This window comes from Nostoc sp. (assembly GCF_036917635.1).
Classification (GTDB): Bacteria; Cyanobacteriota; Cyanobacteriia; order Cyanobacteriales; family Nostocaceae; genus Nostoc.
The window spans coordinates 19,460-45,315 of sequence record NZ_JBALCW010000012.1; the positions used below are offsets into that span (position 1 = coordinate 19,460).

The window sequence follows — 25,856 nt, forward strand, 5'->3', positions numbered from 1 at the left end:
GGGAGGCAGGGGAGGCGGGGGGAGAAGAATCAATAATCAATGCCACTTGCCCTGAGCGACTTGTGCCGAGCGGAGCCGAGGTAAGCCGTTCGCGTAGCGTCTCCAAGAGTTGGGATGCCCAATCCCCAGTTCAAGATAACTTTGTTAAAAATCCCAACAATTTTTTAGTATTTGATGTCAAGAGGGTTCGACGATAAGCATCAGCAGCTTTTTTAATAGCTTCGGCTTGAGTGGGATAAGGATGAATTACACTGCTTAACTTACTTAAACCGATTTTATTCACCATTGCCGTAGTTAGTTCTGAAATCATCTCACCCGCGTGACTGGCGACAATCGTTGCACCGATAATTTCATCAGACCCTTTTTTATGGTGGATTTTGAGAAATCCTGATTCTTCACCATCTGCGATCGCTCGGTCTACACTACTAAAAGGGATGTTGATTGTCGTCACTTCAATACCCAATTTCTCTGCCTCGTGTTCGTACAAGCCTACATGGGCAATTTCTGGGTCAGTATAAGTTACCCACGGCATCACCAGACTACTGAGTTTAGAGCGTCCTATGCCAAAGGGAGAAAACAGGGTATTTTTAATCACAATCCGCGCCGCAGCATCGGCAGCATGGGTAAACTTCCAGTTCATGCAGATATCACCAGCTGCATAAATTTTGGGATTCGTCGTCTGGAGATAATCATTTACCTTTACACCTTGGCGCTGATCGTATTCTACACCCACTGCTTCTAAATTCAGACCTTCGACATTTGGCGATCGCCCCGCACCGACTAAAATTTCATCTACTGTCACCGAATCTCGATGACTATTAGAGGAAAAGTAAAGCCGTTTCCCCTCGGTAACAGTTACCACTTCTTCCAACTTGGAATTCAGTACGACGCGAATTCCTTCGCTAATCAAAACCTTTTGCAAAATTTTAGCAGCCTCAGCATCTTCTTTATTCAGAAGATGAGAACCGCTATGGAAAATTACCACCTCAGAACCTAAGCGCCGGAAAGCTTGCGCCAATTCGCAACCAATGGGACCGCCACCAATCACCGCTAAACGTTCCGGTCGTTGAATCAGCGAAAAAACCGTCTCATTAGTTAGATAACCCGCCTTTTCAATTCCCGGAATCGACAATTGAGCAGCTCTTGCGCCAGTAGCAATTACAGCTTTTTTAAACCGGAGGGTTTTCTCGCCAACTTCCACGGTATTTTTAGTTGCAAATCGGCCGCTACCCAAAAAGACATCGACACCCAAGTTTTGAAACCGCTCCGCCGAGTCATTATGGCTGATACCAGCCCTTACCCGCCGCATTCTTGCCATGACTTTGGGAAAATCAACATCAATATTATGTTGAGGAATATTAACTCCCAAGTCTTGAGCATCCCAGATTTCGCCAACAACGCGAGCCGACCGAATAATAGTTTTAGATGGTACGCAACCAACATTTAAGCAATCTCCACCCATGAGATGCTTTTCAATTAATGCCACTTTTAAACCCAAATCCAGACCCGCCGCACCCGCAGTCACTACTAATCCCGCCGTACCAGCCCCAATTACTACCAAATCGTAAACATCAGCCGGTTGAGGATTAACCCAATTTGGTGGATGAACGTAAGAAACCAACTTTTGGTTATACTCATCAGTTGGGCGAACTGTGACTCTCTCTAAATCTGAATTGGTCATTGGCAAAACCTCTTTTAAGAATTGAAAATACTAAAGTCAACTGTCTTTTGGGGTATTCAAAATTAAAAATTAAGAATCCCGATGAATTTAGGCGGCTCAGTCTTTTATTTTTTATGCTTGTTTAATAAGGAATACAGCCTTTGAATTATTTTGTCCGTTTGGGAATTGACAGATACAATTGAAGCTTTCCTGTATAAACATTTCAACAATTGATAATTTACAGCAATTTGCAGTTGAATAGACCACAGTAAGGGCGCACAGTTATCATACGTGTCAACAAAAGCCTAGAAATAGCTTAACTGTTGGCTTCTTCACCCGCCTGGAACTAAAGTTCTTTGGCTTTTAGCTAAAGTCTACTTTAGTAGACTAAATATTTTTGGCTATATTTAGTCATCTTCAGATGACTTTAGCTATTAGCAATGAACTTCAGTTCTTTGCAGAACATGACTTTACGTTAAGTTGACACCAATGCACAGTTGTGCGCCCTTACAATTCCTCTTCTAAAGCTTTCCGCGCAATCCGGGTTACATAAACTGTTATAGCTACTGTAGCAATCAAACCCAAGATGCGAATTGCCCATTGTAAAGTAGGGTTGGTGGGTTGAGTCTCAGTACCAATCATGGGAAGATTTCCTGCAAGGGAACCAATATAAACGTACATCACAGTTCCCGGAATCATGCCTACAGAACCGATAAAGTAATCTTTAAGTGAAACTCCTGTGATACCAAAGGCATAGTTTAATAAATTAAAAGGAAATATCGGGGACAGTCGCGTTAACAAGACAATTTTTAATCCTTCTCTACCAACAGCTTGGTCAATGGCAGCAAATTTTTTGTTATCTGCAATTTTCCGAGCAACCCAGCCCCTTGCTAAATAACGTCCTACAAGAAAAGCAGCAGTAGCGCCAAAAGTTGCACCGATAAACACGTAAAGAGAACCCCAAACTGCACCAAAAATCACACCAGCCCCCAACGTGAGAATAGAACCTGGGAAAAAAGCGATGCTAGCGATAATGTAAAGAGCAATAAAAGCTATGGCTCCCAGCGCACCCAGGCTATCAATCCACTGCAAAGAGTCCCGTAAAATTGCTTGGGGATTGAAAGAATTTGGATTTGCAGATTCTTGTGCCAAGGCAAAGCCTGTGTTTAATAAGAAAACACTCGCCAATATCAGTAATATTAATCCACTTAAGCTAAAAAACCTCTGCAATTTTCTGGCATCAATACTTTTAAATATCTGAATGATTGTTAGTTTTGTCATCGGTCTGAGGCTCAACTTTGAAACTTACACCTCAAATCTAATGCCCTTAAGATATACTACCCATATTAGAAACAGCTTAAATTCTCTTAAATTTTTCTCGGCGATACCAGCGACAAATTCGCTCAGGTGAAACGCCGAGTAAATAAGCAATAATTACTATTTGATTAAGTAGCGTAGTTTTAAACACTCCCTTTTGCAACCATCTACGGGCTGAGGTAATAACTGGTGTGGGAATAATTATAATCCGTCCGATGCGTTTTAAACGACGCATGAGTTCAAAGTCTTCCATGATAGGCAATTGGGGAAAACCACCAATTTGCTGATATACTGCTTTTGTTAAAAAAATTGCTTGGTCGCCATAGGGCATTTGGTAAAAATGCGATCGCACATTTATTCCCCACTCCACCCATCGTAAACTTAAAAGTGATGCATCAATCCGCAATTTAAATGCACCAGCCACAGTCCCAGGCTGTTGTAGGGCTGTGCGAACCATGTCATCAAACCCAGTCGGTAAACAGGTATCTGCATGGAGAAACAGTAGAATTTTCCCGGTAGCAGCTACAGCACCCGTATTCATTTGTACAGCCCGACCGGGAGATGATGAGATAACTTTGACACCTAAAGACTGAGCGATCGCTACAGTATCATCACTAGAGCCACCATCTACCACAATTACTTCTATATTTGTATTGGGTTGAGTAGTTGCAATGGCTTTTTTGATATTCCCCGCTTCATTAAGAGTCGGAATAATAATAGAAATTTTGGCTGCGTCAATATTATCACTCATGATTGCTGAGTTTTCTTTTCCACTTGCTCAGGAAATGAACACTCTACCGTTATCTTCAGATTGCTCTCAGCCGTGCCTTTAGTTACGTAGGGTATACCTGCTTCCCCGCCAACTTTGATGCCAAATTCTAGAGTGACTTTATTAATATTGGCAACAGGGATTTTTTTAAAAGCATTAAGTGAATAAACAGTGTAAGCCCGAATTGTACCTTCAATTGCTTGGAAATTTTGCACTATTTGTTTTTGTGCAACATCAGCATTCCATCCCTTATCAATTAGCGCTTTTTCTTCTCCTTCTGGTGAAACTTCGATGCTAACTGGTGGTGCATCTACATTATCTGTGGCTTCAATATAAATAATCGTGCCATCTTCTAAATGAATAGGTGTGAGTTGAGTCATGGAATAAATTTTAGATAAAAGAATTGCGTGTAGTCAAATTAACGCGAAATGGGCGGTTAGAGATTACCAAGAAATAAATTATCCAATCTTGTGGGGTGGACATCTTGTCCGCCCGTAATCATGGGCGGACAAGATGTCCACCCCACCGATGACAGCTACCCTACAAATTTTTACGGAAAATGCGGTAAATTTCTTGTAGAAGCTGGAAATAATTCGGCACAACTATCATAGGGCTTTCTAGGATGAGTCGAGACGCTTTGGTGGTGGGAATTAATACGTATGACCGCTTAAAGAGTCTCAATGCACCAGCCGGGGATGGTGAGGCGATCGCTCAAATTTTACAACAATATGGCGAATTTCAGGTAACGCGGCTCCCAGCAGTCAAAGATAAGGAAAACCAGACAATTCGCATTGGTAAGCAAACTAAAGTTAGTTTAACTCAGTTAGAAAGAGCGATCGTGCAATTATTTAAGCCAGACGGTAAGCCGCCAGACACAGCGTTACTGTATTTTTCTGGTCATGGATTGCGGAAAAACTTAGGAATTCAAGAAGGCTTTTTAGCGACGAGTGAAGTAAACCCTGATGCGGGTAATTGGGGATTATCTTTGCAATGGCTGCGGCGACTGCTGCAAGAAAGTGAAGTTAGACAACAAATTGTAATTTTGGATTGCTGCTATAGCGGAGAGGTGCTAAATTTTGCAGAGGCAGATCCAGGCGATCGCGGTAAAGGTAGAGACAGGTGTTTTATAGCGGCTTCTCGTGATTTTGAAGTAGCTTTTGAAGAGATTAACAGCCAACACAGCGTTCTCACCGCCGCACTGCTGAAAGGTTTGGAACCAAAACAAGACCGTTGGGTGAGTAATTACACTTTAGTAGACTTGCTTAATCAAGAACATCACCCGTTTCCCCAGCGTCCAATTTTTGCTAACTCTGGTGAAGCAATTAATCTCACCCGCAAATGGAATTCCTCTCCTGTTAACTCCACAGTACAGATATCAGCTATTTGTCCTTACAAAGGGTTGTCATATTTTGATTGCACCGAAGCAGATGCTAACTTATTCTATGGCAGAACAGCGTTAACCGACAAATTATTAGAAAAAGTGCGATCGGGTAATTTCCTCGCTGTGTTGGGAGCATCAGGAAGTGGTAAATCTAGTGTTGTGAGAGCCGGTTTACTTTATCAATTAAAGTTAGGACGCAAGTTATTAGGTAGCGATACTTGGCAGTTGAAAATATTTCGACCAGGGATAAACCCCTTACAAAATTTAGCACTGGCATTTGTAGAATCAGAATTATCAGATATTGAACGCGCATCACAATTAGCAAAAGCCGAAGGATTAATTGCGAAAGGTGCAGTTGGTTTAGGACAGTTGATTACTGCTGCACAAACTCAGCGCGTCATGTTAGTGATAGACCAATTTGAAGAAACTTTTACTCAATGTCAAGACATTACAAAACGACAGCAGTTTTTTGAATGTGTGTTAGGTGCTTTACAACGCGATGACAATAAACTCTGCCTAATAATCACAATGCGGGCTGATTTTTTTGGCAAATGTCTGGAACAAGAGTATGGCGGACTAGCTAAGAAAATTCAAGAGCATTTAGTAACAGTAACACCGATGATTCGGGAGGAATTAGAAACAGCAATTATTAAACCTGCTGAATATATGAACTTAGCAGTAGAACCGGAATTAGTTTCTCAAATGATTGCATATGTAGAAAATTCACCAGGAAGTTTACCGTTGTTGCAGTACACGCTGACAGAACTATGGCAGCAAAGAACTGAAGAAGGGTTAACCCTGACTACCTATAGCAAACTAGGTGGAGTCAGCAAAACAAAAAGATTTATTTGTCAGAGCGAGTAACGCTCAGAGATTGCTTTGCTGGTAATGAGTTTTTATAATTAAGCGATTCCCGTCAACCTTGAAGCGATTCCCGTTAACCTTGAAACGACTCCCGTCAACCCTGAAACGATTCCCGTTAACCTTGAAGCGATTCCCGTCAACCCTGAAGCGATTCCCGTTAACCTTGAAACGACTCCCGTCAACCCTGAAACGACTCCCGTCAACCCTGAAACGATTCCCGTTAACCTTGAAACGACTCCCGTTAACCCTGAAACGATTCCCGTTAACCTTGAAGTCACTTCCGGGAACTCTGCATCTAATCTGAAAAAATGGCATCAAAGAGCGATCGCTCTTTTCAAAGATTGCTTCGATCTCAATGAGTTTTTATGATTAAAGCGATCGCAGTAAACAAAAACTTATTTCAATTTTAATTCTTTGGGAATGAGTGACTTGGGAATAATAGAAGCTTGTTTTTCCCCATCATAAGATTTGGTGTACCACCAAGCCCAAGCAATTAAAACTGCTTGAAAGGGAAGCCTGACTACGTGTACCCAAGGTGAATTTGGTATATGTTCAATCTTAATAAGATTAACTGCCATATAAATATTGGCAGGGTAAACAGCAATAAAAAGAATAAGAAGTCCCCAAGCAGCAGCTTGACTTACAGGCGGGACTAATAAACCAATACCACCCAAAATTTCATAAAAACCACTCAGATAAACTAATCCTAAAGGGTAAGGTAGTTGCGGCGGCACAATTTTGACATATTCTCCTGGAACAAGAAAGTGTGTCACTCCAACCACAATGATGCATATAGCAAGGATGACTCGTAAGATTTCCTTATATTTATTCATGGGTTTTGCCTGATTATATACTTGTCCTATTACTTAAGTTTGATTTATAGATGTTAATCTGTCTTGAGTCAACAGGAGGAAAAATCGGCAAAATTTTTCAAAATACCATTTAATATTTAATTAAGAGATTTATTTAAATAGGTAGGCGTAATTAAACATCTATATAAAACCTCACCCTCAATCCTTCTTTGTGCGTTCAAAGAGGGAAGCCAGAGGCAGGGTGAGGTTTTATATTTAATTTTATCAACTTACTTAATTGTCCATCACATTTTATAGCGATGTCAGCGATTATTCAATGTTAGTCGCTTAGTATAATATCATCTCAGATTTATTTGATGGTAATAATCTAATAGTCAATTCATTACCTGTTATTAATTATTCATAAAAAACATGAGCGATGCCTTTAACCGACTTGCACCCTTCATCCAAGAATATATTTATCATCACCAGTGGACTGAATTACGACCAGTTCAAATTGCCGCTTGTCAAGTTATATTTGACACCGATGCTCATTTGCTAGTTACTGCTGCAACTGCTGCGGGTAAAACAGAAGCAGCCTTTCTACCAGTTTTGACTTTATTACACGCTAACCCGGCTGCAACTATAGGGGTATTATATATTAGTCCAATCAAAGCTTTAATTAACGATCAATTTGAGCGCCTTAACGACTTACTCAAAGAAGCAGATATTCCAGTTTGGCACTGGCACGGTGATGTTTCTCAAACTCGAAAAAACAAGCTTTTAAAAAAGCCTCAAGGTATTCTACAAATTACACCCGAATCTCTAGAAAGTTTGTTAATCAACAAAAATAACGACCTCCTTCGCTTATTTGGTGATTTAAGATTTGTGATCATTGATGAAATTCATGCTTTTATGGGTTCAGAACGCGGTTGTCAAATTATTTGCCAATTACAACGTTTAGCAAAGTTGACGCAAAAACAACCGCGTCGTATTGGTTTATCGGCAACTCTTGGTGATTACTCAATAGCGGAAAATTGGTTGCGTTCTGGAACAGAAAAGCCAGTGATTACACCGGAAGCTGATGGGATAAAACGCCAAATTAAACTAGCTGTAGAACATTTTTATATTACTGATGAAGAAGATGAATTAGAGGCGACAGCTTATGAAAAATATATTTTCAACCTCAGCAAATCTCGCAAATGCCTGATATTTGCGAATAATCGCACGCAAACTGAATCTGTAATAGCATCTTTGCGACAAATTGCTACAGAACAAAGGCTACCAGATATATATCATGTGCATCATGGGAGTATATCTGCTAGCTTGCGGCAAGCAGCTGAAAATGCGATGCGTGAACCCAACAATCCAGCAGTTACCGCCGCCACTCTGACTTTAGAATTAGGCATAGATATTGGTCATTTAGAGCGAGTTATTCAGTTAGAATCACCCTTGTCTGTAGCTAGCTTTTTACAGCGTTTAGGACGTAGTGGTAGAAGAGGTGAAGCTGCCGATATGCGCTTTATTTGTGCTGAAGAGAAACCATTATTAGAAGCTTCTTTACCAGAACAAATACCCTGGCAGCTTTTGCAGTCTATTGCTATCATTCAACTTTATTTAGAGGAACAATGGATTGAACCAATCAGACCGATTAAATATCCTTTAAGTTTGCTTTATCACCAAACAATGAGTATTTTAACAGCAGCAGGGGAAATATCACCTAATGCTTTAGCTAAACAAATTTTTAGCTTGCCGCCCTTTGCTGCTATTTTAAAAGAAGATTTCCAACTATTGCTGTGCTATTTAATTGATATTGGTCATATTCAGCATACTGAGCAAGGTAAATTAATCCTGGGTTTGGCAGGAGAAAAGATTGTGAGAAAATTCCAGTTTTATGGTGTCTTTGCTGAACAGCAAGAATATATTGTTAAGCAAGGTGCAACCCAAATTGGCAGTATAGTCACGCCGCCTGCTGTTGGAAATCAATTTGCTTTAGCTGGGAGAACTTGGGAAGTAGTAGAAGTTGACTTTAAAAAAAAGGCTATTTTTGTTAAACAATCCGAGGGAAAAGCTAGTATTTATTGGCGTGGTAGTGGTGGTACTATTCATACCAAAGTTCTGCAACGAATGCAACAGGTTCTATTTGAGAATGTTGAGTACAGCTATTTGCAAAAAAATGCTTTGCAACGTTTACGTGAAGTTCGCCAATTGGTGCAGCAGATTGGATTAGATAAACAAAATATCTTGCAATTAGAAAAAGGTAAATGCTGTATTTTTCCCTGGATGGGTACAGTTGCTTATCGGACTTTAGAAAGATTACTTAACTCATCCTGTCGAGAATCATTGGAAATTACAAGTATTGGCGGAGTAAATCCTTATTATTTAACAATTAAATTAGGCAAGGATAAATTTAAATATCTTTATGATGAAATTGCTTCATTGTGTGAGCAAAGAATTACCTCAGAAGATTTACTCAGTACTTCAGAAGCACCGGAAATTCAAAAATATGATCAATTTGTTCCTCATTCACTTTTGCGAAAAGCTTTTGCTAGCGATTCTTTAGATATGAGAGAACTCAAACAGCAAGTGGCATTTTGGAGAGAAGAAAACATAGTACAATAGTTTAATTACTTGGAAATTTCTATATAGCCATTTTCAACCCTGTGAGTTACAGCTAGACAAATAGACCTAACCCCCTAACCCCCTTCCCGAAGCGGGAAGGGGGAAAATTTCAAAGCCTCTCTCCTTTTACGAGAGAGGAATAGAAGTGAGGGCAAAATTGTACCTCATAAGCTGAAAATCATCTAAATTGAATAATCAAATAAAATAAAACTCTTGTGGGGTGGGCATCTTGCCCGCCCTAATTATACAAATTAAATGCAGAACAGCTTATCATGTCCGTTAGATTACTTATTAAACCCGAAGAACCCCACCCCGCAAGCAGGGAGGGGATTTAGAGGTGGGGTGCAATGACTGTGGAAATCATAACTAATTATGCGGACATGATATCACTGGGTCGAGAACCGCTATAATTCATAAAAATCATAATTAGGTAATCCAGTAACATCAGTTTGGAGAGCAAACAAATCACCAGAGTAGAAACTTTTTTCGATCTCTGCTTGGCTGAGTCCAACGGAAGCAGTGGTAATGTAGAGTGTTTGCAAATCTTCGCCGCCAAAAGTACAACTAGTTGGCACTTGCACAGGTAGTTTTACCCGCAATATCTCTTCACCCTTGGGGTTGAAACGAATTACACACCATCCATCCCACATCGCTGACCAAATATGTCCTTCACTGTCTATTGTCAACCCATCTGGGTGGAATAATTCATGAGTTAAATCAACAAAAATCCGACGATTACTAATGTTTCCTGTTACTGAGTTAAAGTCATAAGCATATATCTTTTGCTGAGGAGTATCTGTTAAGTAAAATGTTTTTTGATCGGGACTCCACCCCAGACCATTAGAAATAGTCAATCCTGTTTCCATTACATGCAATGAACCGTCTTTATCATAGCGATAGAGGCTAGCCTGGGGTTTTTCCAAAGAACACATTGAGCCAAACCAAAAACGTCCTTGAGGGTCACATTTACCATCATTGAAACGGTTATCTGGTAGATTTTCTTCAATTTGCAAAATGGGGTTAACTTCACCTGTCTGGGTGTTGAGGAATGCCAGGTGATGCCTGAGTAACATGATTAATCTATCTGCACCTGCTGTTGCGATCGCACTGACGACATCTCCTACATCAAAAAAGCGATTTTCCCCCGTGGCAGGATTGAACTGATGCACCCGATGGTTATAAATATCAACCCAGTACAGTAGGCTTCTGGTAGACTCCCAGATGGGGCCTTCACCTAAGCGGGCCCTGGCTCCTAGAACATTGTGGAGTGGATATTGCCCCATAAGCAGTTAATTTAAATATTAAATCTTCAAAAGTATATACCTAAATGGTTGCTTTCATTAGGTAAAACATTTGCAACACTTCTTCCTTTTTATTCAAGTTCAGGATTTATATGCCATTTCCGAATTCCTGTTCTAGTAAAAACTAAAGACGCGATAAATTGCATCTTTCCCAGAGCAGCACAACTGCGAGAGTTAGGCGTTAACCCAGATGAGTTGTAAAGATGCCAAAAGCATCAGTAGATGCACGCAGCGATCATAGGTGTCAACTTAAGCTAAAAGTAGGAAAACTTTTAGCTTCCTCACCCGCCTCGAACTAAAGTTCTTTGGCTTTTAGCTAAAGTCTACTTTAAGTAGACTTCATATTTTTGGCTATATCTTAGTTATCAAGCAATACAGTTCAGTTAAGCATTTCTTCCTTCTCTCTGTGTTCTCTGCGCCTAGAAAGGTTCGTAAAAAAAATTGACTTTAACAAAGAGTTTGAGCCTTAACCCAAGTGTATTGAGTCATCTGTTGATGACTTTCGTTATGAGCAAGGAACTTCAGTTCCTTGCGGGACATAGCTTTTACGTTAAGTTGACACCAATGCACAGCGATGTGTCCCTAAACATCTTTACTCACACGCTTGTAAAATCTCCTCATCTACAGAGAAATCTACTTCAGCTTTATCTTTTGCATTAGTCAAATAGTCATTTTCCAGAGAATCTTGTAACCCAGAAATTAAATCATATTCAGGATGCCAATTTAATTCTGTTTGTGCTTTGTTCACCGAAGCAAAGAAATGCTGCACCCGCATCGGAAAAGCTTTGCGCTTGCCGAAATCAAACTTTTTCGGCTCGTAATGGACGATTTTTACAGCATCGGGTGATTTACCAGCCGCTACAGCGCTAGCACGGGCTAAACCATCAAAAGTAACAAAGCGATCGCCAGATATATTATAAATCTGTCCTATAGCTTGTTTATTACCCAAAACCTTAGTCATTGCTAGCGCCAAGTCTTTTACATGACCTAGCTGGGTGATATGCAAACCATTTCCGGGGATAGGAATGGGGCGATCGCGCACAATTCTATCAAAAAACCAGCCTTCCAACTCATTATAATTACGAGGCCCGTAAATATAAGTAGGACGAATAGAGGTGAAAGGTAAACCCAATTGAGTCAGGTAAGCTTCTGTTTCATGTTTACCCTTATGGCGACTTTTAGGATCTACTGCATCGCCTTCTACATGGGGCAATTGGTCAGATTTGAGATATACCCCCGCAGAACTCATATAGACAAAATGTTGCACTCGGTCTTGAAAAATCTCTGCCAGTGGTTGAGTATCAGTAAGTTCCCGTCCGTTATTGTCAAAAATGACATCAAAGTTTTCTTGTGATAACTTTGCCTTTAATTGGGTAGCGTCAGTGCGATCGCCTATAATTTGTCCTACTCCCTTTAAAGAAGGTGCTGGCCGATTTCCCCGATTGAACAGTACCACCTCATGTCCTTGTTCCACTAATAGTTGAGTTAAATAGACACCAATGAACCGAGTACCACCCATAATTAGAATTCGCATAAATTCACCATTTCTATATCAGTTGTCATCAAGCGAGTAGGGGAGTAGGGGAGTTGAAAAGCTGGCGTTGCTGGCGTTGCTGGCATTGCAGGGCAAGAATAACTATTGCCCATGCGCCATTCCCCATTCCCCACTCCCCACTCCCCACTCTGAGATTATCAGGTTGCAGCATCCATCTGGAACCTCGGAGGGAAAGATTGCGTCCCATTTGCTAATCTGGGAAACTTCCCGTTAATTAATCACAAAGGGAAACTTTTCAGTCGGAGTCTAAGAAAACTATCTTCAATTTTGAATGCGTAAATTTTGAAATTTGAATTGTTTAGCTGTGTCCTTGAAATATGCTCTGGTTCATGAGTGGCTGACACCTAAAGCCACCGGTGGTTCAGAACTCGTTGTCCGAGAAATTTTGAATCATATTGATGCTGATTTGTATGCCCTCATAGATTTTGAATCCAGTAATCCTGAAAGTTATTTATATAAGCGTCAAATTGGCAAGACGTTTCTCCAGAACTTTCCATCTGCCCGCAACGGTATACAAAAGTACTTGCCTTTGTGGCCTTTGGCAATTGAACAACTTGATTTGCGGCATTATGATGTAATTCTGTCTTCATCCCACGCTGTTGCCAAAGGAATTCTTACCACTCCCGAACAGATGCATATTTGCTACTGTCACAGCCCAATGCGCTATGCCTGGGACTTGACTTTTGATTATCTGCGCCACAGCAAACTGGGTAGTGGTTTAGCTGGGTGGGTGACACGATATTTATTACATCGTTTGCGTCAGTGGGATGTATTGAGTGCCAATCGCGTTGATTACTTCATTGCTAACTCGCAACATACAGCCCGGCGGATTTGGCGTTGCTATCGACGAGAAGCAACAGTCATTTACCCACCAGTGAATATTGCGGAATTTCCGTTTTTGTCTGAGAAAGATGACTTTTACCTGACAGTTTCCCGGTTAGTGAGTTACAAGCAAATATCGTTGATTGTCAAGGCTTTTAATCAACTCAAACGACCATTAGTAGTCATTGGTATAGGAGATGAAATGAACACGATACGCGAGATGGCAAACTCTAATATCCAAATAATGGGATGGCAACCCGATAATGTGGTAAAAAAATATATGTCTAGGGCTAAGGCGTTTGTATATGCAGCTTGTGAAGATTTTGGTATTGCCCTAGTGGAAGCACAAGCCTGTGGCACGCCAGTGATTGCCTACGGTGCAGGGGGTGCTTTAGAAACAGTGCAGGATATTCGCTCTTGTGCGGATACAGGGACAGGTATATTTTTCAAGACGCAAACAGAGGCGGCTTTAGTGGAGGCAGTGGAAAAGTTTGAAGTGTATGAAGGTTCGTTCAGTTCCGAGTATATGCGATCGCACGCCGCGCAGTTCTCACCGCAAATTTTTGCAGATCGTTATTTAGATTTTGTAAACAAATGCAACGAAAAAAGACCATTTTTGCAATGATGGTCTTGAATAACGTCTGATTTTTTTAGGCTTTTGGCAATTTTCCCCAGAAGCACCTCATTTTGGCTTTAATATTGGGACTATGTGTGGTGTGGATTATTAAGGAGTATGATGACTGCCCAGAGCTCACTCCTCTCCGGCAAGCGAGGCGTAAGGCAAGACACCAGAACGTCTACGCGGACTTTCTTAAAACGCGGTCAAAAAACAAAGACGCCAAAAGTTAAACCCAAAGGTTTATCTTTTCAGGGTTTAAACGGAGAGTTTGCCAAACGACTGTTCGATATAGTGTTTTCGCTGTCGGTGTTAATTTTGTTCTTCCCCGTCTACTTAATTTTGACTTTGCTGATTGCTTTCAGCTCAGAAGGTCCAATTTTTTATGTCCAAGAACGGGTAGGGAAAAATTACAAACCCTTTAATTGTATTAAATTCCGAACAATGGTAAGCAATGCGGACGAAATCCTCATGCAAATGATGGAAACATCGCCCGAATTGCGAGAAGAATTTGAAAGCAGTTTTAAGCTGAAACAAGACCCCCGAATTACCAAAATTGGTCGATTTTTGCGAATTACTAGCTTAGACGAATTTCCCCAGTTCTGGAACGTTTTAAAAGGGGACATGAGTGTGGTCGGCCCCCGACCCTTAGTAGCAGAAGAACTGCCAAAATACGGTTGTTACATTGATGAGATTTTAACAATCCGTCCAGGAATTACAGGTTTGTGGCAGGTGTCTGGGCGTAATGATATTCCCTACCCTCGGCGAGTCCAAATAGACCTGCATTATGCTAGGTTTAGGAATTTCTGGCTTGATTTATGGATCATCTTGAAAACCGTTGATGTGGTCATTCTGCCCAAAAATAACGGGGCATACTGAGTAACTACTTAAGGTGGATTCTGTGGGGCAGTTAATGCCCCTAAGTACCAATTCTTTCCCTATTTATATATTTATCTATAATTTATGCGTTTCTACTTAAACCACGTCTATCTTGAAGCCTATAGTTCTTCCATGATGAAAAGGATTTGCCCTCATCCCCCAACCCCGAATCCCAAATCTGGGATTCGGAGAGCCAGAATTTCAAACTCCCTCTCCCAGATTTGGGAGAGGGGGATTTAGGGAGAGGGTGAAAACTACGGCTCTCAACTTAGATAAGGCTTAACTTAAACTTCTTTGAGTGTGCATCTGTGGTTCGCTTTGCTCTGATTCTGATTTTTGCCAAAAGTCTAATAAAAAATATTTTTTTATCGAAACAGAATTCAGGAGTCAGAAGCAAAGCCGGAGGCGGATGAATAGGTGGGTTTCAGACCCCCACTGATAGCGAAGCGTAAAGCCTTCTCTTCTCATTTTCCTATGGTCGCCACTGCACCAACAATGACGCACTCGCGTTCGAGAGGGAACGCTATAAGCGAGGAACGAGCGTCAAGATTGCTGACCAAAACAACAAAAACGTCTCCGGCTTTGCTGCTGAATTCTTCAATCAGTCTTCAGAAAACCAGATATATGAAGCTTTGACAAAAAAATAACCTACACAAAAAGAATTTTTATCTATTTAATAAAAGAAATATACATAATTAAACAATCTTGATATATCTCATAAAACTGACGTGTTAAATTACTTTTTATTAAGTATATCTATTTAGGGAGAAAGTCTCTTAAGAACAAGAACTCGTAGGTTTCCCATTAGGCAATTGAGCAATTAGCTGCTAGGTTGTATCAGATTGCCTGTAACTTTTTAATCAAAGACAATAAGGGATAATTAAGCATGACGCAACAGAAACGAGCGTTGATTACTGGTATTACTGGTCAAGATGGTTCATATCTAAGTGAGTTTTTGTTAGAACAAGGTTATGAGGTTCATGGCATTATTCGCCGAACTTCTACCTTTAATACAGACCGCATCGATCATATTTACGAAGACCCTCACAAAGAGGGAGTGCGGTTGTTTCTTCACTATGGTGACTTGACAGATGGTACGACGCTGCGACGCATTTTAGAAGAAGTCCAGCCAGTAGAGATTTACAACCTGGGCGCTCAATCCCATGTCAGAGTAAGCTTTGATTCACCAGAATACACGGTGGATGCTGTCGGAATGGGAACGTTGCGTCTGTTGGAAGCAATTCGGGACTATCAACACCGTACCGGAATTCAAGTGCGATTTTACCAGGCGGGTTCTTCAGAAATGTACGGTTTAGTACAAGCAGTACCTCAAACTGAGACAACGCCCTTTTATCCCCGCAGTCCTTACGCCTGTGCGAAAGTTTACGCCCACTGGCAAACTGTAAATTATCGTGAGTCTTATAATTTGTTTGCTTGTAATGGCATACTTTTTAACCACGAGTCACCACGCCGGGGTGAAACCTTTGTAACCCGCAAAATTACTAGAGCAGTGGCTGGTATCGTTGCTGGTAAGCAGAAAAAAATTTACATGGGTAATTTAGACGCAAAGCGAGATTGGGGCTATGCGAAGGATTACGTCAAAGCAATGTGGTTGATGTTGCAGGAAGACCAGCCAGACGATTATGTAATTTCTACTGGTGAAACCCACTCGGTGCGCGAGTTTTTGGAACTAGCATTTAGTTACGTAAATCTCAATTGGCAAGATTATGTAGAGTTTGATGAGCGTTACCTCCGTCCATCTGAGGTAGAGTTGTTGATTGGCGATTCTACCAAAGCCCGCCAGAAGTTGGGCTGGAAAACATCAGTAACCTTTGAAGAACTAGTTTCCTTAATGGTAGAAGCAGATTTACAAGCATTGGGTCACACTTCACCCAATGGAAATGGTTCGCAATTTCCATTAGATATTGCAACTATTCGTCAACAACTGGGCGCTTTGCACTTCTGATTCGCACCACAGAGGATAATAAATATGACTGCCTTAGAATTAAAAAATAAACGCATTCTCGTTACTGGTGGGTCGGGGTTTCTAGGTCGTCAGGTGATAGATCAACTGTGTATTGCAGGGGCTGAACGTGAGAAGATTACAATAGTGCGATCGCGCGATTGTGATTTACGTATTTGGGAAAATTGCCAACGCGCAGTTGACCAGCAAGACGTAATTATCCATCTAGCAGCTCATGTTGGGGGTATCGGTCTGAACCGCGAAAAACCCGCAGAGTTATTCTACGATAACTTGATCATGGGAACCCAGCTAATTCACGCTGCCTATCAAGCTGGAATAGAAAAATTTGTTTGTGTTGGCACAATCTGCGCCTATCCTAAATTTACCCCGGTGCCATTTAAAGAAGATGATCTTTGGAATGGCTACCCAGAGGAAACCAACGCCCCCTACGGAATTGCTAAAAAAGCGCTTTTAGTCCAATTGCAATCTTACCGCCAGCAGTATGGTTTTAATGGGATTTATCTACTACCAGTAAATTTATATGGTCCAGAAGATAACTTTGACACAGGAAGTTCTCACGTTATTCCAGCATTAGTTCGCAAAGTTCACGAAGCCCAAATTAAAGCAGAAAAACAACTCCCAGTTTGGGGTGATGGCAGTCCTACCCGTGAGTTTCTGTATTCAGAAGATGCAGCGCGAGGGATTGTTATGGGAACTCAATTCTATAACGATTTGGAACCAGTTAACTTGGGAACAGGTTATGAAATCTCCATCCTTGATTTAATAACTCTGATCTGCGAATTGATGGAGTTTAAGGGTGAAATTGTTTGGCAAACTGATAAGCCTAATGGTCAACCCCGCCGTTGTTTAGATACTGAACGGGCGAATCTTGCCTTTAATTTCACGGCTCAGGTGGGCTTTGAGCAAGGGTTAAAGAATACCATTGAGTGGTATCGTCAACACGCTGTATAACAATCTATCGGTAAGTGTAGGCTGATATAAGCTGGGCATCGCCCAGCTTATTTCTTTGAAGCTATAAATTTTTATGGACAAAGTTAATCATCAACTAAATAAAGTAGAACTACGACGCACTTTACTTAAAACCCGTCAATCAATGTCCGTTCGAGAGTGGAGAGAAAAAAGCGATCGCTTATGCTCTCATTTAGAAAACTCTACTTTGTTTACCCAAGCAAAAACAATACTTGCTTATTTCAGCTTTCGCCAAGAACCCGATCTCAGTCCACTATTTGTAAACACCAAATACCGTTGGGGATTTCCTCGCTGCGTTGATAAATCCTTACATTGGCATATTTGGACACCGAATGATTCTATCCAAAGCGGCGCTTATGGCATTACTGAACCACACCCCGATGCTCCAATTTTAAATCCGGCTGAAGTGGATTTGATTCTTGTCCCTAGTGTCGCTTGCGACTATCAAGGATATCGCCTGGGCTATGGCGGTGGATATTACGATCGCTTGCTCAGTTTACCGCAGTGGCAGACAAAGCCGACTATCGGAATTGTCTTTGAGTTTGCCTATTTGTCTCAAATACTTATTGAACCTTGGGATAAACCACTACAAGCTGTTTCTACGGAAACCGGATTGACTCAGAAAGGTTGAAGGATTCAGGATGATGAAGACACATCATCAAATGTTTTATGACTAACCCAACATCATCTACCTTTGAATTTGAGCATATCATTCCCTTGTCATCTGGTGGGGAAACTAGAGAGAGAAAATCTCTGCTTGGCTTGTCCATCTTGTAATCGTTATAAAGCAACTCGTCAAACAGCAATTGACCCTAATACTCACAATGAGGTTAAATTATTTAATCCACAACAGCAATTGTGGGCAGACCATTTTACTTGGAGTGAAGATGGTACAGAAATTTTAGGACTTACAACCATTGGGAGAGCAACAATTTCTACTTTAAAAATGAATCGTCTGCAATTAACTCGTGTGCGGAAAATGTGGGTAAAAATGGGTGAGCATCCACCAAATATTTGAGCAAGTGCAAAATATACAAAGCAAGTTGTAGCGTTATAAATAAAATTGTAATAAATATTTACAAAAACCGGAAAGTTATTAATCAAATGCTGAACTGGAAAAAATCACGATCGGAGATTCTGCTAATGTATGCGCTATTAGGAGCGATCGCACTGGTGATGCTCTTTCCTTTACTGTGGCTAATTAGTACAGCCTTGAAATCGCCTACAGAAAATATTTTACAGTCGCCGCCACAGCTATTACCCAGTCAACCGACACTAGATAACTTTGTTAGTGTGTGGAACTCTTTACCTTTTGGGCAATACCTGTATAACAGTACCTTGGTGTCAGTGCTGACTGTGGGCTTAAATCTGCTGTTTTGCGCTTTAGCTGCCTATCCGTTGGCAAGATTATCATTTATCGGGCGAGACTGGATTTTTGTAGCGATTGTCTCTACGATTATGATTCCCTTCCAAATCGTGATGATTCCCCTTTATATTTTGACAGTCCAGTTGGGTTTGAGAAATAGTTATTTAGGGATGATTTTTCCGAGTTTAGCTTCTGCCTTTGGCATTTTTCTGTTGCGCCAAGCTTTCATGAGTGTCCCCAAAGAGATAGAAGAAGCCGCCCGCATGGATGGCAGTTCGGAGTTAGGTTTGTGGTGGCATATTATGTTACCAGCAATTCGCCCAGCATTGGTAACTTTAGCTATTTTTGTATTTATTGGTGCTTGGAGTGACTTTTTGTGGCCTTTAATTGTCATCCAAGACGAAAATTTATACACTCTTCCGTTGGGAGTCGCAAAGCTAGCAGGTACATTTTCCCTTGATTGGCGGTTGGTAGCTGCTGGTTCAGTAATTGCGATCGCCCCAGTATTATTACTATTTTTGTTTTTGCAACGTTACATTGTACCCACGGAAACAGGTAGCGGCGTCAAGGGTTGAATAAGAAAGTGGAGATGAGGGAAAAAAGGAGAATAACCAATGACAAATAACAAATTCAATAAGCTCCAGTCTTTTTCAAGACTACCGAGATAGTTTTAACAATCAAACTCAGGTCATAAGCTACAGACCACTTACGTTGATAATCTATATCCATCTTGACAATGGTTTCAAAGTCTGCAATGCTAGAGCGTCCATTAGCCTGCCATTCTCCAGTAATGCCTGGTTTGACTCGCAATCTATCCCAGTGGTGTGGATCATAATTGCTGACTTCATCAGCAGTGGGTGGACGAGTCCCAACTAAACTCATGTCCCCTACCAGAACATTCCAAAATTGGGGAAATTCGTCTAAGCTAGTACGCCGCAAAAATTTACCCACAGAAGTAATGCGAGGATCGTCAACACATTTAAAGATGTGACCTTTGGCTTGGTTTTCAACCAAATGCTTGAATTTATCGGCATCGACGATCATCGAACGGAATTTCCAAATGCGGAAAGTTTTTCCGTTTAAACCACAGCGAATTTGGGAATAAAATATTGGACTTGGAGCATCTATAAAAGTAACAATTGCGACGGGAATTGCTATGAGAAATGTAATTATCAGCCCCACAATGGCTCCAACAATGTCAATTAATCGTTTTCTCACGCTTAAGGTTGACGGGTGGAAAGGCTGTTGCGAACAATTAACTGAATAAAGATAAAGATGATTCACAAGGACTAAATTATCTACAATAGGACTTTTTGAATCAGTAGTGTAGACATGAACATAATTTTTAGGCGATTTTTGTTGCTTTTGCCAATACTACTGAGTGCTAACATACAGAAAAATAAAGCAATATAAAAACGGAAAACCCCAAGTTTACAGAATCTTTTAATTAAGGTGGAAAATTGTAAAATTACAGTATTTAATATATCGAATAAAGTAGTTAATATGGATACATATCCAAAATATTACTCCAGTGTTGAGGACAGAAAGCCCATCAGGATGTGACCGACTTAGAAAGACACATCCGTGATGTACTTAATCTCAATGATTAACCTCTAAAGCGAAATTGACAATATATGCTTCCTCGAGTGATTGCTGATTACTAGCCTTAATTGCATTTAGATAGCGACGCAAAGACAACAGTTGTTGGGAATTGGGACGATATGTGAGATTGCCTTGTTTTTCAAAAAGTGGTGCTGTAGCGATCGCTTCATAGTCAGGATTTTCTTGTGAACTTTGAGTAAGCCAAGCCGAATCTGTAACTGAAGGTATCAAACCCGAAGGCAGTTCACCTTCCAAAAAAGCCAGCAGGCGTTGCTGACAAGTGCGAGTATTGATCCCACGATCCTCAAATAACTGGATAACTTCACCGAAAGATAAGGGTCGGTCTGGTAGCAACCGCAGCAATTCTGTAAATAAGAAATAATCAGTATATTGTTGCCTGGGTATATCTAAAATCTGGGGATGCAGAGGCAGCATCGCCAAACCATGAGCAACGCGACTGCAATTGGGAGCGCCGTTTTCGCCAAGATATAAATCTTGAATAATTTTAGCGCTGGGGAGTTTTTGCCGGAGCCAGCGATTCACTGTCCCCACACAAGCCACCCCACCAGTCAGGATAGCTTGATTAATGGATTCTGTGGGGATGCCACGAGCTACCAACAACTTGTTAAGTTCTCGGTTCAGGCGACGCACAAAGGGGATAAATACCTGGCTTTCTAAATCTCGTCGCGGCAAAATCCATTGCTGATCGGCCAATTCTAGGGTAAACGAGTCTTGGTGTTGCAAAATCAGCTTTAGAGCTAGTGCGGCATCTAATACCGCCTGTCCCAGCAGGGAACTCTCTAGACGCTGCTGGAGGCGAATCCGAGCGGTGATATCTGGCTCTCCGACTCTGGGTAGTTCTAATTGTTCCAACCCTAAACTCTGCCAGCGCATTTGGTCTAAACCGGGAATTGACGATTGCCATTGCCAAGGATTATTGGTGGTAGTTTTACCTAGGCGTAGCCCGCCGGAGGCATCGCTTTCTGTTTGTGGGCGTGATTGCCGAGATTTAGGTGGCAATAGCAGCTGGCAGATGATATCTTGTTCAATTCCCTTACCAGCATAAGCAAAACTGTGGAGCATGAAATCATTGTATGTCAATTGCTGCAATGTTTCTGGGAGATTGACCAACAACATTTCTGTGGCAGTTGTGCCAATGTTAATCACAAGGGTATTGCCAACAATGGGATGTTCGCTGGTTTTTGCCGGATGAGAACCCTGATGTTTGCTTAATTTTACTTGCTCACCGTTAGCAGCATCGAGTTCTGGAAGTAAACTAGCGATCGCTTCTTCGACAAAAAAGACTTGCTGCGGATGTTGGATCAGTTTACTGGTAAGTAAAGCTGACCGCACGTTAAAGCGGTATTGTTCCGACCAACTAGATGGACAGGTGCAAATTACACCAGCAATATTATTGATAATTTTGGGGAAATCTTGTTCGCTGATCCCCATAGCAGCAGCCATTAAACTAGGGGTGGTACAAGTTTTTTCAGATTTGAGGGTTAATAGTAGCTTAGAGAGCGATCGCACAACCCAAATTAAAGGCCCTGCGGAAAATTCATTTAATTGCAAAACAGGTTCCCATTTCTGCCGTTCACTTTTGTAGGGAATGGCTACTTGTAAATAAGGCTTCAACTGCGCCGAGTAGAGATTATTTGTCGTCGCATCTGCTGTTCTTTGTCTTGCATTGGGGTTGGCCGCGCGATCGGGTACTTTATCTTGAGCAACAGCCGCCGGTGCAGTCCGCTCATGTACTTCTATACTTTCGTTCTCTCCGTGAGGTATAGAAGCTGTAGGCAGATAAACCTCTGTTGGTAAACGAAATGATTGCTGGAAGGAAGTTGTTCCTGGCGGATTTTCTGCTGACCAGTAGATAGGATGTACAACAAAAGTAGAGCGATTTAATAATGCCGCAGAAATTCCTGTTGTACCTAAATCAATTCCTAAATACCAGACTGATTCTACAACATTGAGCGAAACTTCTGGATTGTTGATGGAGTTGGAAATTGGAGGTAAAGAACTTTCTTCAACAGGAGGGGTGACTTGCTTTTGTTGTTCAGTTTCTACCTGGGGAACTACCAAACTTGAGAAAGCAGCAGTTGAGGTATTTTCTGTTAGCGCCTCACGGGAAGTTATGGGGATTAAGTCTTGATTTTCATCAAGTAGTTCTGGGAAAATATCCAAGTTGGTAGCTGGCTGCAATTCATAATTCAGCTGCCGATCAAAATTAGCCAAATCCCGATCTAATTGCTGCAACTGTTCTTCATCTAAAGAAATATCAGGTACGGCTGGAGCCTGGTTTGACTCAAGAGAAAGCAAGTTTTCTTGTGGCGAAGCAGCAATGTAGTCATCTGAAAACGGTTCTGGCTGATCGTCGTTAATTAATACTTTTGGTGTGCCGATACCTACGGTAGGCTTTGCCAACGCAATTTCCGCAATTTCCGCTACTTCTGGAGTAACTGGTGCTGTAGTTGTGCCATTATTCGCAATTTCCGTTACTTCGGGAGTAACTGGTGCTGTAGTTGTGCCATTATTCGCAATTTCCGTTACTTCGGGAGTAACTGGTGCTGTAGTTGTGCCATTATCCTCAGAAAATGACACTTCCAGCAGTTCTTGATCGTTACCTGTATCAGGCAATAGCTCAGTTAGAGTATTAATTGTATCAGCCTTAGCTGGCTGATTGCCTATCTCCAAGCTGTCTGTTGCGGAAACTGCTGGTGGAGTAGAGATAACAAGCTCTATATCTGTATCTTCTTCAAAAAATAGTTCTTCCTCTGAATCTGATAAATCTGTAGTTTTTACTGGAGTCTCTTGGGTTGTTTGTGGGTGAACGTTGCTTAGATCGAACAAATCCGTATCTGCTGTTACAGCCTCAGAATCCATTGGAGGGAGGGATGCGCCCTCAGCGATGTTCAACGTTGACTCTGAGGCGGTGGAAACCTCAAGACTTTGATTTTTAACATCACCAGTACCAAACAAGCTGGCGAAAAGTTGGTCTACTTCATTACCAATTAATGCAGAAATATCTTGCGGTAATTCGGACTGCTGGGAAGATTGAGACGAGTGTATACCAAGCTGCAACAGCGCTGCATCTAAATCTTCTGTAATATTAGTATCCTGTTGCTTAGAATGATCAATTGTGAGTAAAGATGTTTCTGGCTGTATAAGCTCCAAGGGTTCGGGTGCAATTCCAGCAGTAATCTCGGTGGGGTCAGGCAATGATGGTGATGTATCATCGACCTCAAGCAAAGATAGCTGGGAACTAGGCGATCGCTCCTGCAAATGCTGGGTCAAATTGTTGAGAAAGCTAGTCATCAACTGTTCGCCTTGCATCCCCTGACTATGCATTCTTGCTAATGCTTGCGACAGCGACTCGTGATAAGTATTAATGTTGCGCTGTAGTGCCTCAAAGACTACATTTACAGTCCCATCTAGTGATAATAAACGTTGATCCAACTCTCTGGCCAGGTGAGTTAAACGTTCCGTAGGGTCTGGGGATTCTAATAACGGTTGAGTTGCAGAAATTCCTGGTTCTGAGTTTCTACTATTTGCTCCTGAAGAACTGGCAAAATTCTCCCGCGTCTGTGCTATCAGTGGCGTTAAACTTGGCACAATACGACTCATCAGTACCTGTAAAAACTCGGTAATTATCTGCTCTTGGTTTGTCAACTGCTGCGCTAAGGAGTAATTTTGCAATCGCCTTTGCTCTAGCTGCTTAATTTCCTGTATGAGAGCGGCTCGCTCTTGCAAGAGCAATTCTAATTCCGATCGCAATGGCTGGATCAAGCTCGAAAATTCACTTTTTAATTGTCCTCCGCCAACAGTACTCTGTTCCTGATTAGATTTGGACTGGGGTAGTGGATACTGGTTATTACCTCGATCAATAAATTTTGTTAATAAAGGCGATCGCCGTTCTTCAGAAGACTGATTTGGGATGCCGTTCTCTAATGGTTCTTTTTCTTCTAGCCTCACCAAGAAGTTGCGAATTCGTTCTAAAACTTCTTTAGGCTCTTGCGCCTGACCAGACAGAAATCTAGACATCCGCTTGCCACCACTAGCAAGTAAGTTGTCAATGTCTGCGATCAATTTTTGAATTTCGTCTGCACTGGAAGTCACTTTGATTACCTTACCTAGATATATATGTCAACTAATCTGACAATTACTTTACAATCACCGTACACCTATGGGAACGCAAGATCCCCATAGGAGAAGTTTTGAGTGGCAAAAGCCCCAAGGGACTTGTGACTGTCATTATGTTATGGATTACTGCCAGTCGTGGCAATCTTCAGTCAGCTTTTGTGTGGAAGCTTAGTTTTACAGATCATTAATTGCCTATTTTTGAAAATCGCTAAAATACCTGAGCAATAATTTACTCCCTTTAGTATCATTAATGTTGTTTGCCTATATTCTGAACTAATCAAGTTTGCAGTGCAGCTAGCCCCTAAGTAATACAACCGCCGGCTATAAACTACTTTTTGCAAAACTTTTACCCCGTTTAAACTTATAGGTAAAGATTATTTATAAAAACGTTCTTATCGCTTTCTTATTTAGCATAGTTTAGTTTTTTTTGAAAGGGAACTGTGCAATGATAGCTTAGGCTGAAAATGGCGCTCTTGTTTGTTGTGTGTATACAGCCGCTTGAATAAAGATGTCGTAATGGAAGACCGATATAGCTTGCAAGCACAGGCTAATTCCTGGATGATCGCCTCGGCTCCCTTTTTTCAAGGGTTGCCAGAAAGTGCTGTAGAATCAGCACTTATCCATCTTGTTACCCGCACTCACCCAGCTAATCAGGTAATTTTGCTGGAAAATGACTGGGGCGGTTCTGTGTATTTTATTTTGGACGGATGGGTAAAAATTCGCACCTACAATCTGGAAGGAAAAGAGATAACGCTGAATATTCTTGGCAAAGGGGAATTGTTTGGTGAAATGGCGGCGCTAGATGAAGTGCCTCGATCGACAGATGTGATTACCTTGGCCCCAACAGTAATTGGTAGTATGCCTGCTCAGGATTTTGTCAAGTTACTTCAGATAGAACCCTTAGCGGGAGTTCGATTGGCGCAACTAATGGCACGACGTTTGCGGCAAGTAAATCGCCGATTGCGGTTGCGAGAATCTGATAGCCAGTCACGGGTGGCAGATACGTTGCTATTTTTGGCAGAAGGCCAGGGAAAAAAAGGGCAAACAGGAACTGAAATCCCCAATTTACCTCATCGGGAATTGAGTAGTTTGAGCGGACTGGCGCGGGAAACTGTGACACGAGTGTTGACAAGGCTAGAAAAAAAAGGCTTGATTAAACGGGATCAAGACACTATTTGCATTCCCGATTTGTCAGCCTTGGAAAGAATGATTGTTTAA

General features: G+C 41.4%; 21 protein-coding genes. 11 read left to right on the plus strand and 10 right to left on the minus strand.

Annotation, left to right across the window (positions count from 1 at the left end; translation table 11 throughout):
- Nucleotides 1-130 precede the first annotated feature (130 nt).
- The 4 genes from V7K32_RS02595 to V7K32_RS02610 form a co-directional block, all read right to left on the minus strand.
- On the minus strand, nt 131-1,681 hold the full coding sequence (locus V7K32_RS02595; RefSeq protein WP_334990073.1) for a mercuric reductase: 1,551 nt from the start codon (nt 1,679-1,681) through the stop codon (nt 131-133).
- Between the two features lie 486 nt (nt 1,682-2,167).
- Nucleotides 2,168-2,941: a TVP38/TMEM64 family protein gene (locus V7K32_RS02600; RefSeq protein ID WP_334990075.1), complete on the minus strand. Its 774-nt coding sequence runs from the start codon at nt 2,939-2,941 to the stop codon at nt 2,168-2,170.
- 76 nt (nt 2,942-3,017) lie between these two features.
- On the minus strand, nt 3,018-3,728 hold the full coding sequence (locus V7K32_RS02605; protein WP_334990077.1) for a TIGR04283 family arsenosugar biosynthesis glycosyltransferase: 711 nt from the start codon (nt 3,726-3,728) through the stop codon (nt 3,018-3,020).
- The gene (locus V7K32_RS02610; RefSeq protein WP_334990079.1) at nt 3,725-4,126 is read right to left on the minus strand and encodes a CU044_2847 family protein; all 402 of its coding nucleotides are present in this window, start codon (nt 4,124-4,126) and stop codon (nt 3,725-3,727) included. The genes V7K32_RS02605 and V7K32_RS02610 overlap by 4 nt, the downstream gene beginning before the upstream one ends.
- 90 nt (nt 4,127-4,216) lie before the next feature.
- Between V7K32_RS02610 and V7K32_RS02615 the strand changes: the two genes are divergently transcribed.
- Both V7K32_RS02615 and V7K32_RS02620 read left to right on the plus strand, forming a co-directional pair.
- Entirely contained in the window at nt 4,217-4,357 is a 141-nt protein-coding gene (locus V7K32_RS02615) for a hypothetical protein (protein ID WP_334990081.1), read from the plus strand.
- An 11-nt stretch (nt 4,358-4,368) separates the two neighbouring features.
- Complete coding sequence (locus V7K32_RS02620) at nt 4,369-5,991, plus strand: nSTAND1 domain-containing NTPase (protein WP_334990083.1); 1,623 nt, start codon at nt 4,369-4,371, stop codon at nt 5,989-5,991.
- A 395-nt stretch (nt 5,992-6,386) separates the two neighbouring features.
- Here V7K32_RS02620 and V7K32_RS02625 read toward each other — a convergent pair whose 3' ends face one another.
- Nucleotides 6,387-6,824, minus strand: coding sequence for a DoxX family protein (locus tag V7K32_RS02625; protein WP_334990085.1), 438 nt, complete (start codon nt 6,822-6,824; stop codon nt 6,387-6,389).
- A gap of 390 nt (nt 6,825-7,214) precedes the next feature.
- Between V7K32_RS02625 and V7K32_RS02630 the strand changes: the two genes are divergently transcribed.
- Nucleotides 7,215-9,404 (plus strand): DEAD/DEAH box helicase, encoded by a 2,190-nt coding sequence (locus V7K32_RS02630; RefSeq protein ID WP_334990087.1) that lies wholly within the window; start codon nt 7,215-7,217, stop codon nt 9,402-9,404.
- A 404-nt stretch (nt 9,405-9,808) separates the two neighbouring features.
- On the opposite strand, the gene V7K32_RS02635 is transcribed toward V7K32_RS02630, so the two are convergent.
- The 3 genes from V7K32_RS02635 to V7K32_RS02645 form a co-directional block, all read right to left on the minus strand.
- A complete protein-coding gene (locus V7K32_RS02635; protein ID WP_334990089.1) occupies nt 9,809-10,687 on the minus strand; it encodes an SMP-30/gluconolactonase/LRE family protein in 879 nt (292 codons plus the stop codon).
- Nucleotides 10,688-11,297: 610 nt separating this feature from the next.
- Nucleotides 11,298-12,239 carry an NAD-dependent epimerase/dehydratase family protein gene (locus V7K32_RS02640; RefSeq protein WP_334990091.1) on the minus strand — a complete coding sequence of 314 codons (942 nt, stop codon included), beginning with the start codon at nt 12,237-12,239 and terminating at the stop codon, nt 11,298-11,300.
- A gap of 28 nt (nt 12,240-12,267) precedes the next feature.
- Nucleotides 12,268-12,447 (minus strand): hypothetical protein, encoded by a 180-nt coding sequence (locus tag V7K32_RS02645; RefSeq protein ID WP_334990093.1) that lies wholly within the window; start codon nt 12,445-12,447, stop codon nt 12,268-12,270.
- 117 nt (nt 12,448-12,564) lie between these two features.
- On the opposite strand from V7K32_RS02645, the gene V7K32_RS02650 reads away from it, so the two are divergent.
- The 7 genes from V7K32_RS02650 to V7K32_RS02680 all read left to right on the plus strand — a co-directional run bounded on the left by V7K32_RS02650 (nt 12,565) and on the right by V7K32_RS02680 (nt 19,471).
- On the plus strand, nt 12,565-13,707 hold the full coding sequence (locus tag V7K32_RS02650) for a glycosyltransferase (protein WP_334990095.1): 1,143 nt from the start codon (nt 12,565-12,567) through the stop codon (nt 13,705-13,707).
- Nucleotides 13,708-13,818: 111 nt separating this feature from the next.
- Nucleotides 13,819-14,577: a sugar transferase gene (locus tag V7K32_RS02655; RefSeq protein ID WP_334990390.1), complete on the plus strand. Its 759-nt coding sequence runs from the start codon at nt 13,819-13,821 to the stop codon at nt 14,575-14,577.
- A gap of 886 nt (nt 14,578-15,463) precedes the next feature.
- Nucleotides 15,464-16,543 carry a GDP-mannose 4,6-dehydratase gene (gene gmd, locus V7K32_RS02660; protein ID WP_334990097.1) on the plus strand — a complete coding sequence of 360 codons (1,080 nt, stop codon included), beginning with the start codon at nt 15,464-15,466 and terminating at the stop codon, nt 16,541-16,543.
- 24 nt (nt 16,544-16,567) lie between these two features.
- Nucleotides 16,568-17,512 (plus strand): GDP-L-fucose synthase family protein, encoded by a 945-nt coding sequence (locus V7K32_RS02665; protein ID WP_334990099.1) that lies wholly within the window; start codon nt 16,568-16,570, stop codon nt 17,510-17,512.
- A gap of 73 nt (nt 17,513-17,585) precedes the next feature.
- Nucleotides 17,586-18,161, plus strand: a complete 576-nt coding sequence (locus tag V7K32_RS02670; RefSeq protein WP_334990101.1) for a 5-formyltetrahydrofolate cyclo-ligase — start codon at nt 17,586-17,588, stop codon at nt 18,159-18,161.
- A gap of 126 nt (nt 18,162-18,287) precedes the next feature.
- On the plus strand, nt 18,288-18,548 hold the full coding sequence (locus V7K32_RS02675) for a hypothetical protein (protein WP_334990102.1): 261 nt from the start codon (nt 18,288-18,290) through the stop codon (nt 18,546-18,548).
- Between the two features lie 86 nt (nt 18,549-18,634).
- The gene (locus V7K32_RS02680) at nt 18,635-19,471 is read left to right on the plus strand and encodes a carbohydrate ABC transporter permease (RefSeq protein ID WP_334990103.1); all 837 of its coding nucleotides are present in this window, start codon (nt 18,635-18,637) and stop codon (nt 19,469-19,471) included.
- 55 nt (nt 19,472-19,526) lie between these two features.
- Here the strand turns inward: V7K32_RS02680 and V7K32_RS02685 are convergent, their stop codons facing one another.
- Both V7K32_RS02685 and V7K32_RS02690 read right to left on the minus strand, forming a co-directional pair.
- On the minus strand, nt 19,527-20,180 hold the full coding sequence (locus V7K32_RS02685; RefSeq protein ID WP_334990104.1) for a sugar transferase: 654 nt from the start codon (nt 20,178-20,180) through the stop codon (nt 19,527-19,529).
- Nucleotides 20,181-20,495: 315 nt separating this feature from the next.
- A complete protein-coding gene (locus V7K32_RS02690; RefSeq protein WP_334990106.1) occupies nt 20,496-24,614 on the minus strand; it encodes a hypothetical protein in 4,119 nt (1,372 codons plus the stop codon).
- A 540-nt stretch (nt 24,615-25,154) separates the two neighbouring features.
- Between V7K32_RS02690 and V7K32_RS02695 the strand changes: the two genes are divergently transcribed.
- Nucleotides 25,155-25,856 carry a Crp/Fnr family transcriptional regulator gene (locus V7K32_RS02695; protein ID WP_334990108.1) on the plus strand — a complete coding sequence of 234 codons (702 nt, stop codon included), beginning with the start codon at nt 25,155-25,157 and terminating at the stop codon, nt 25,854-25,856.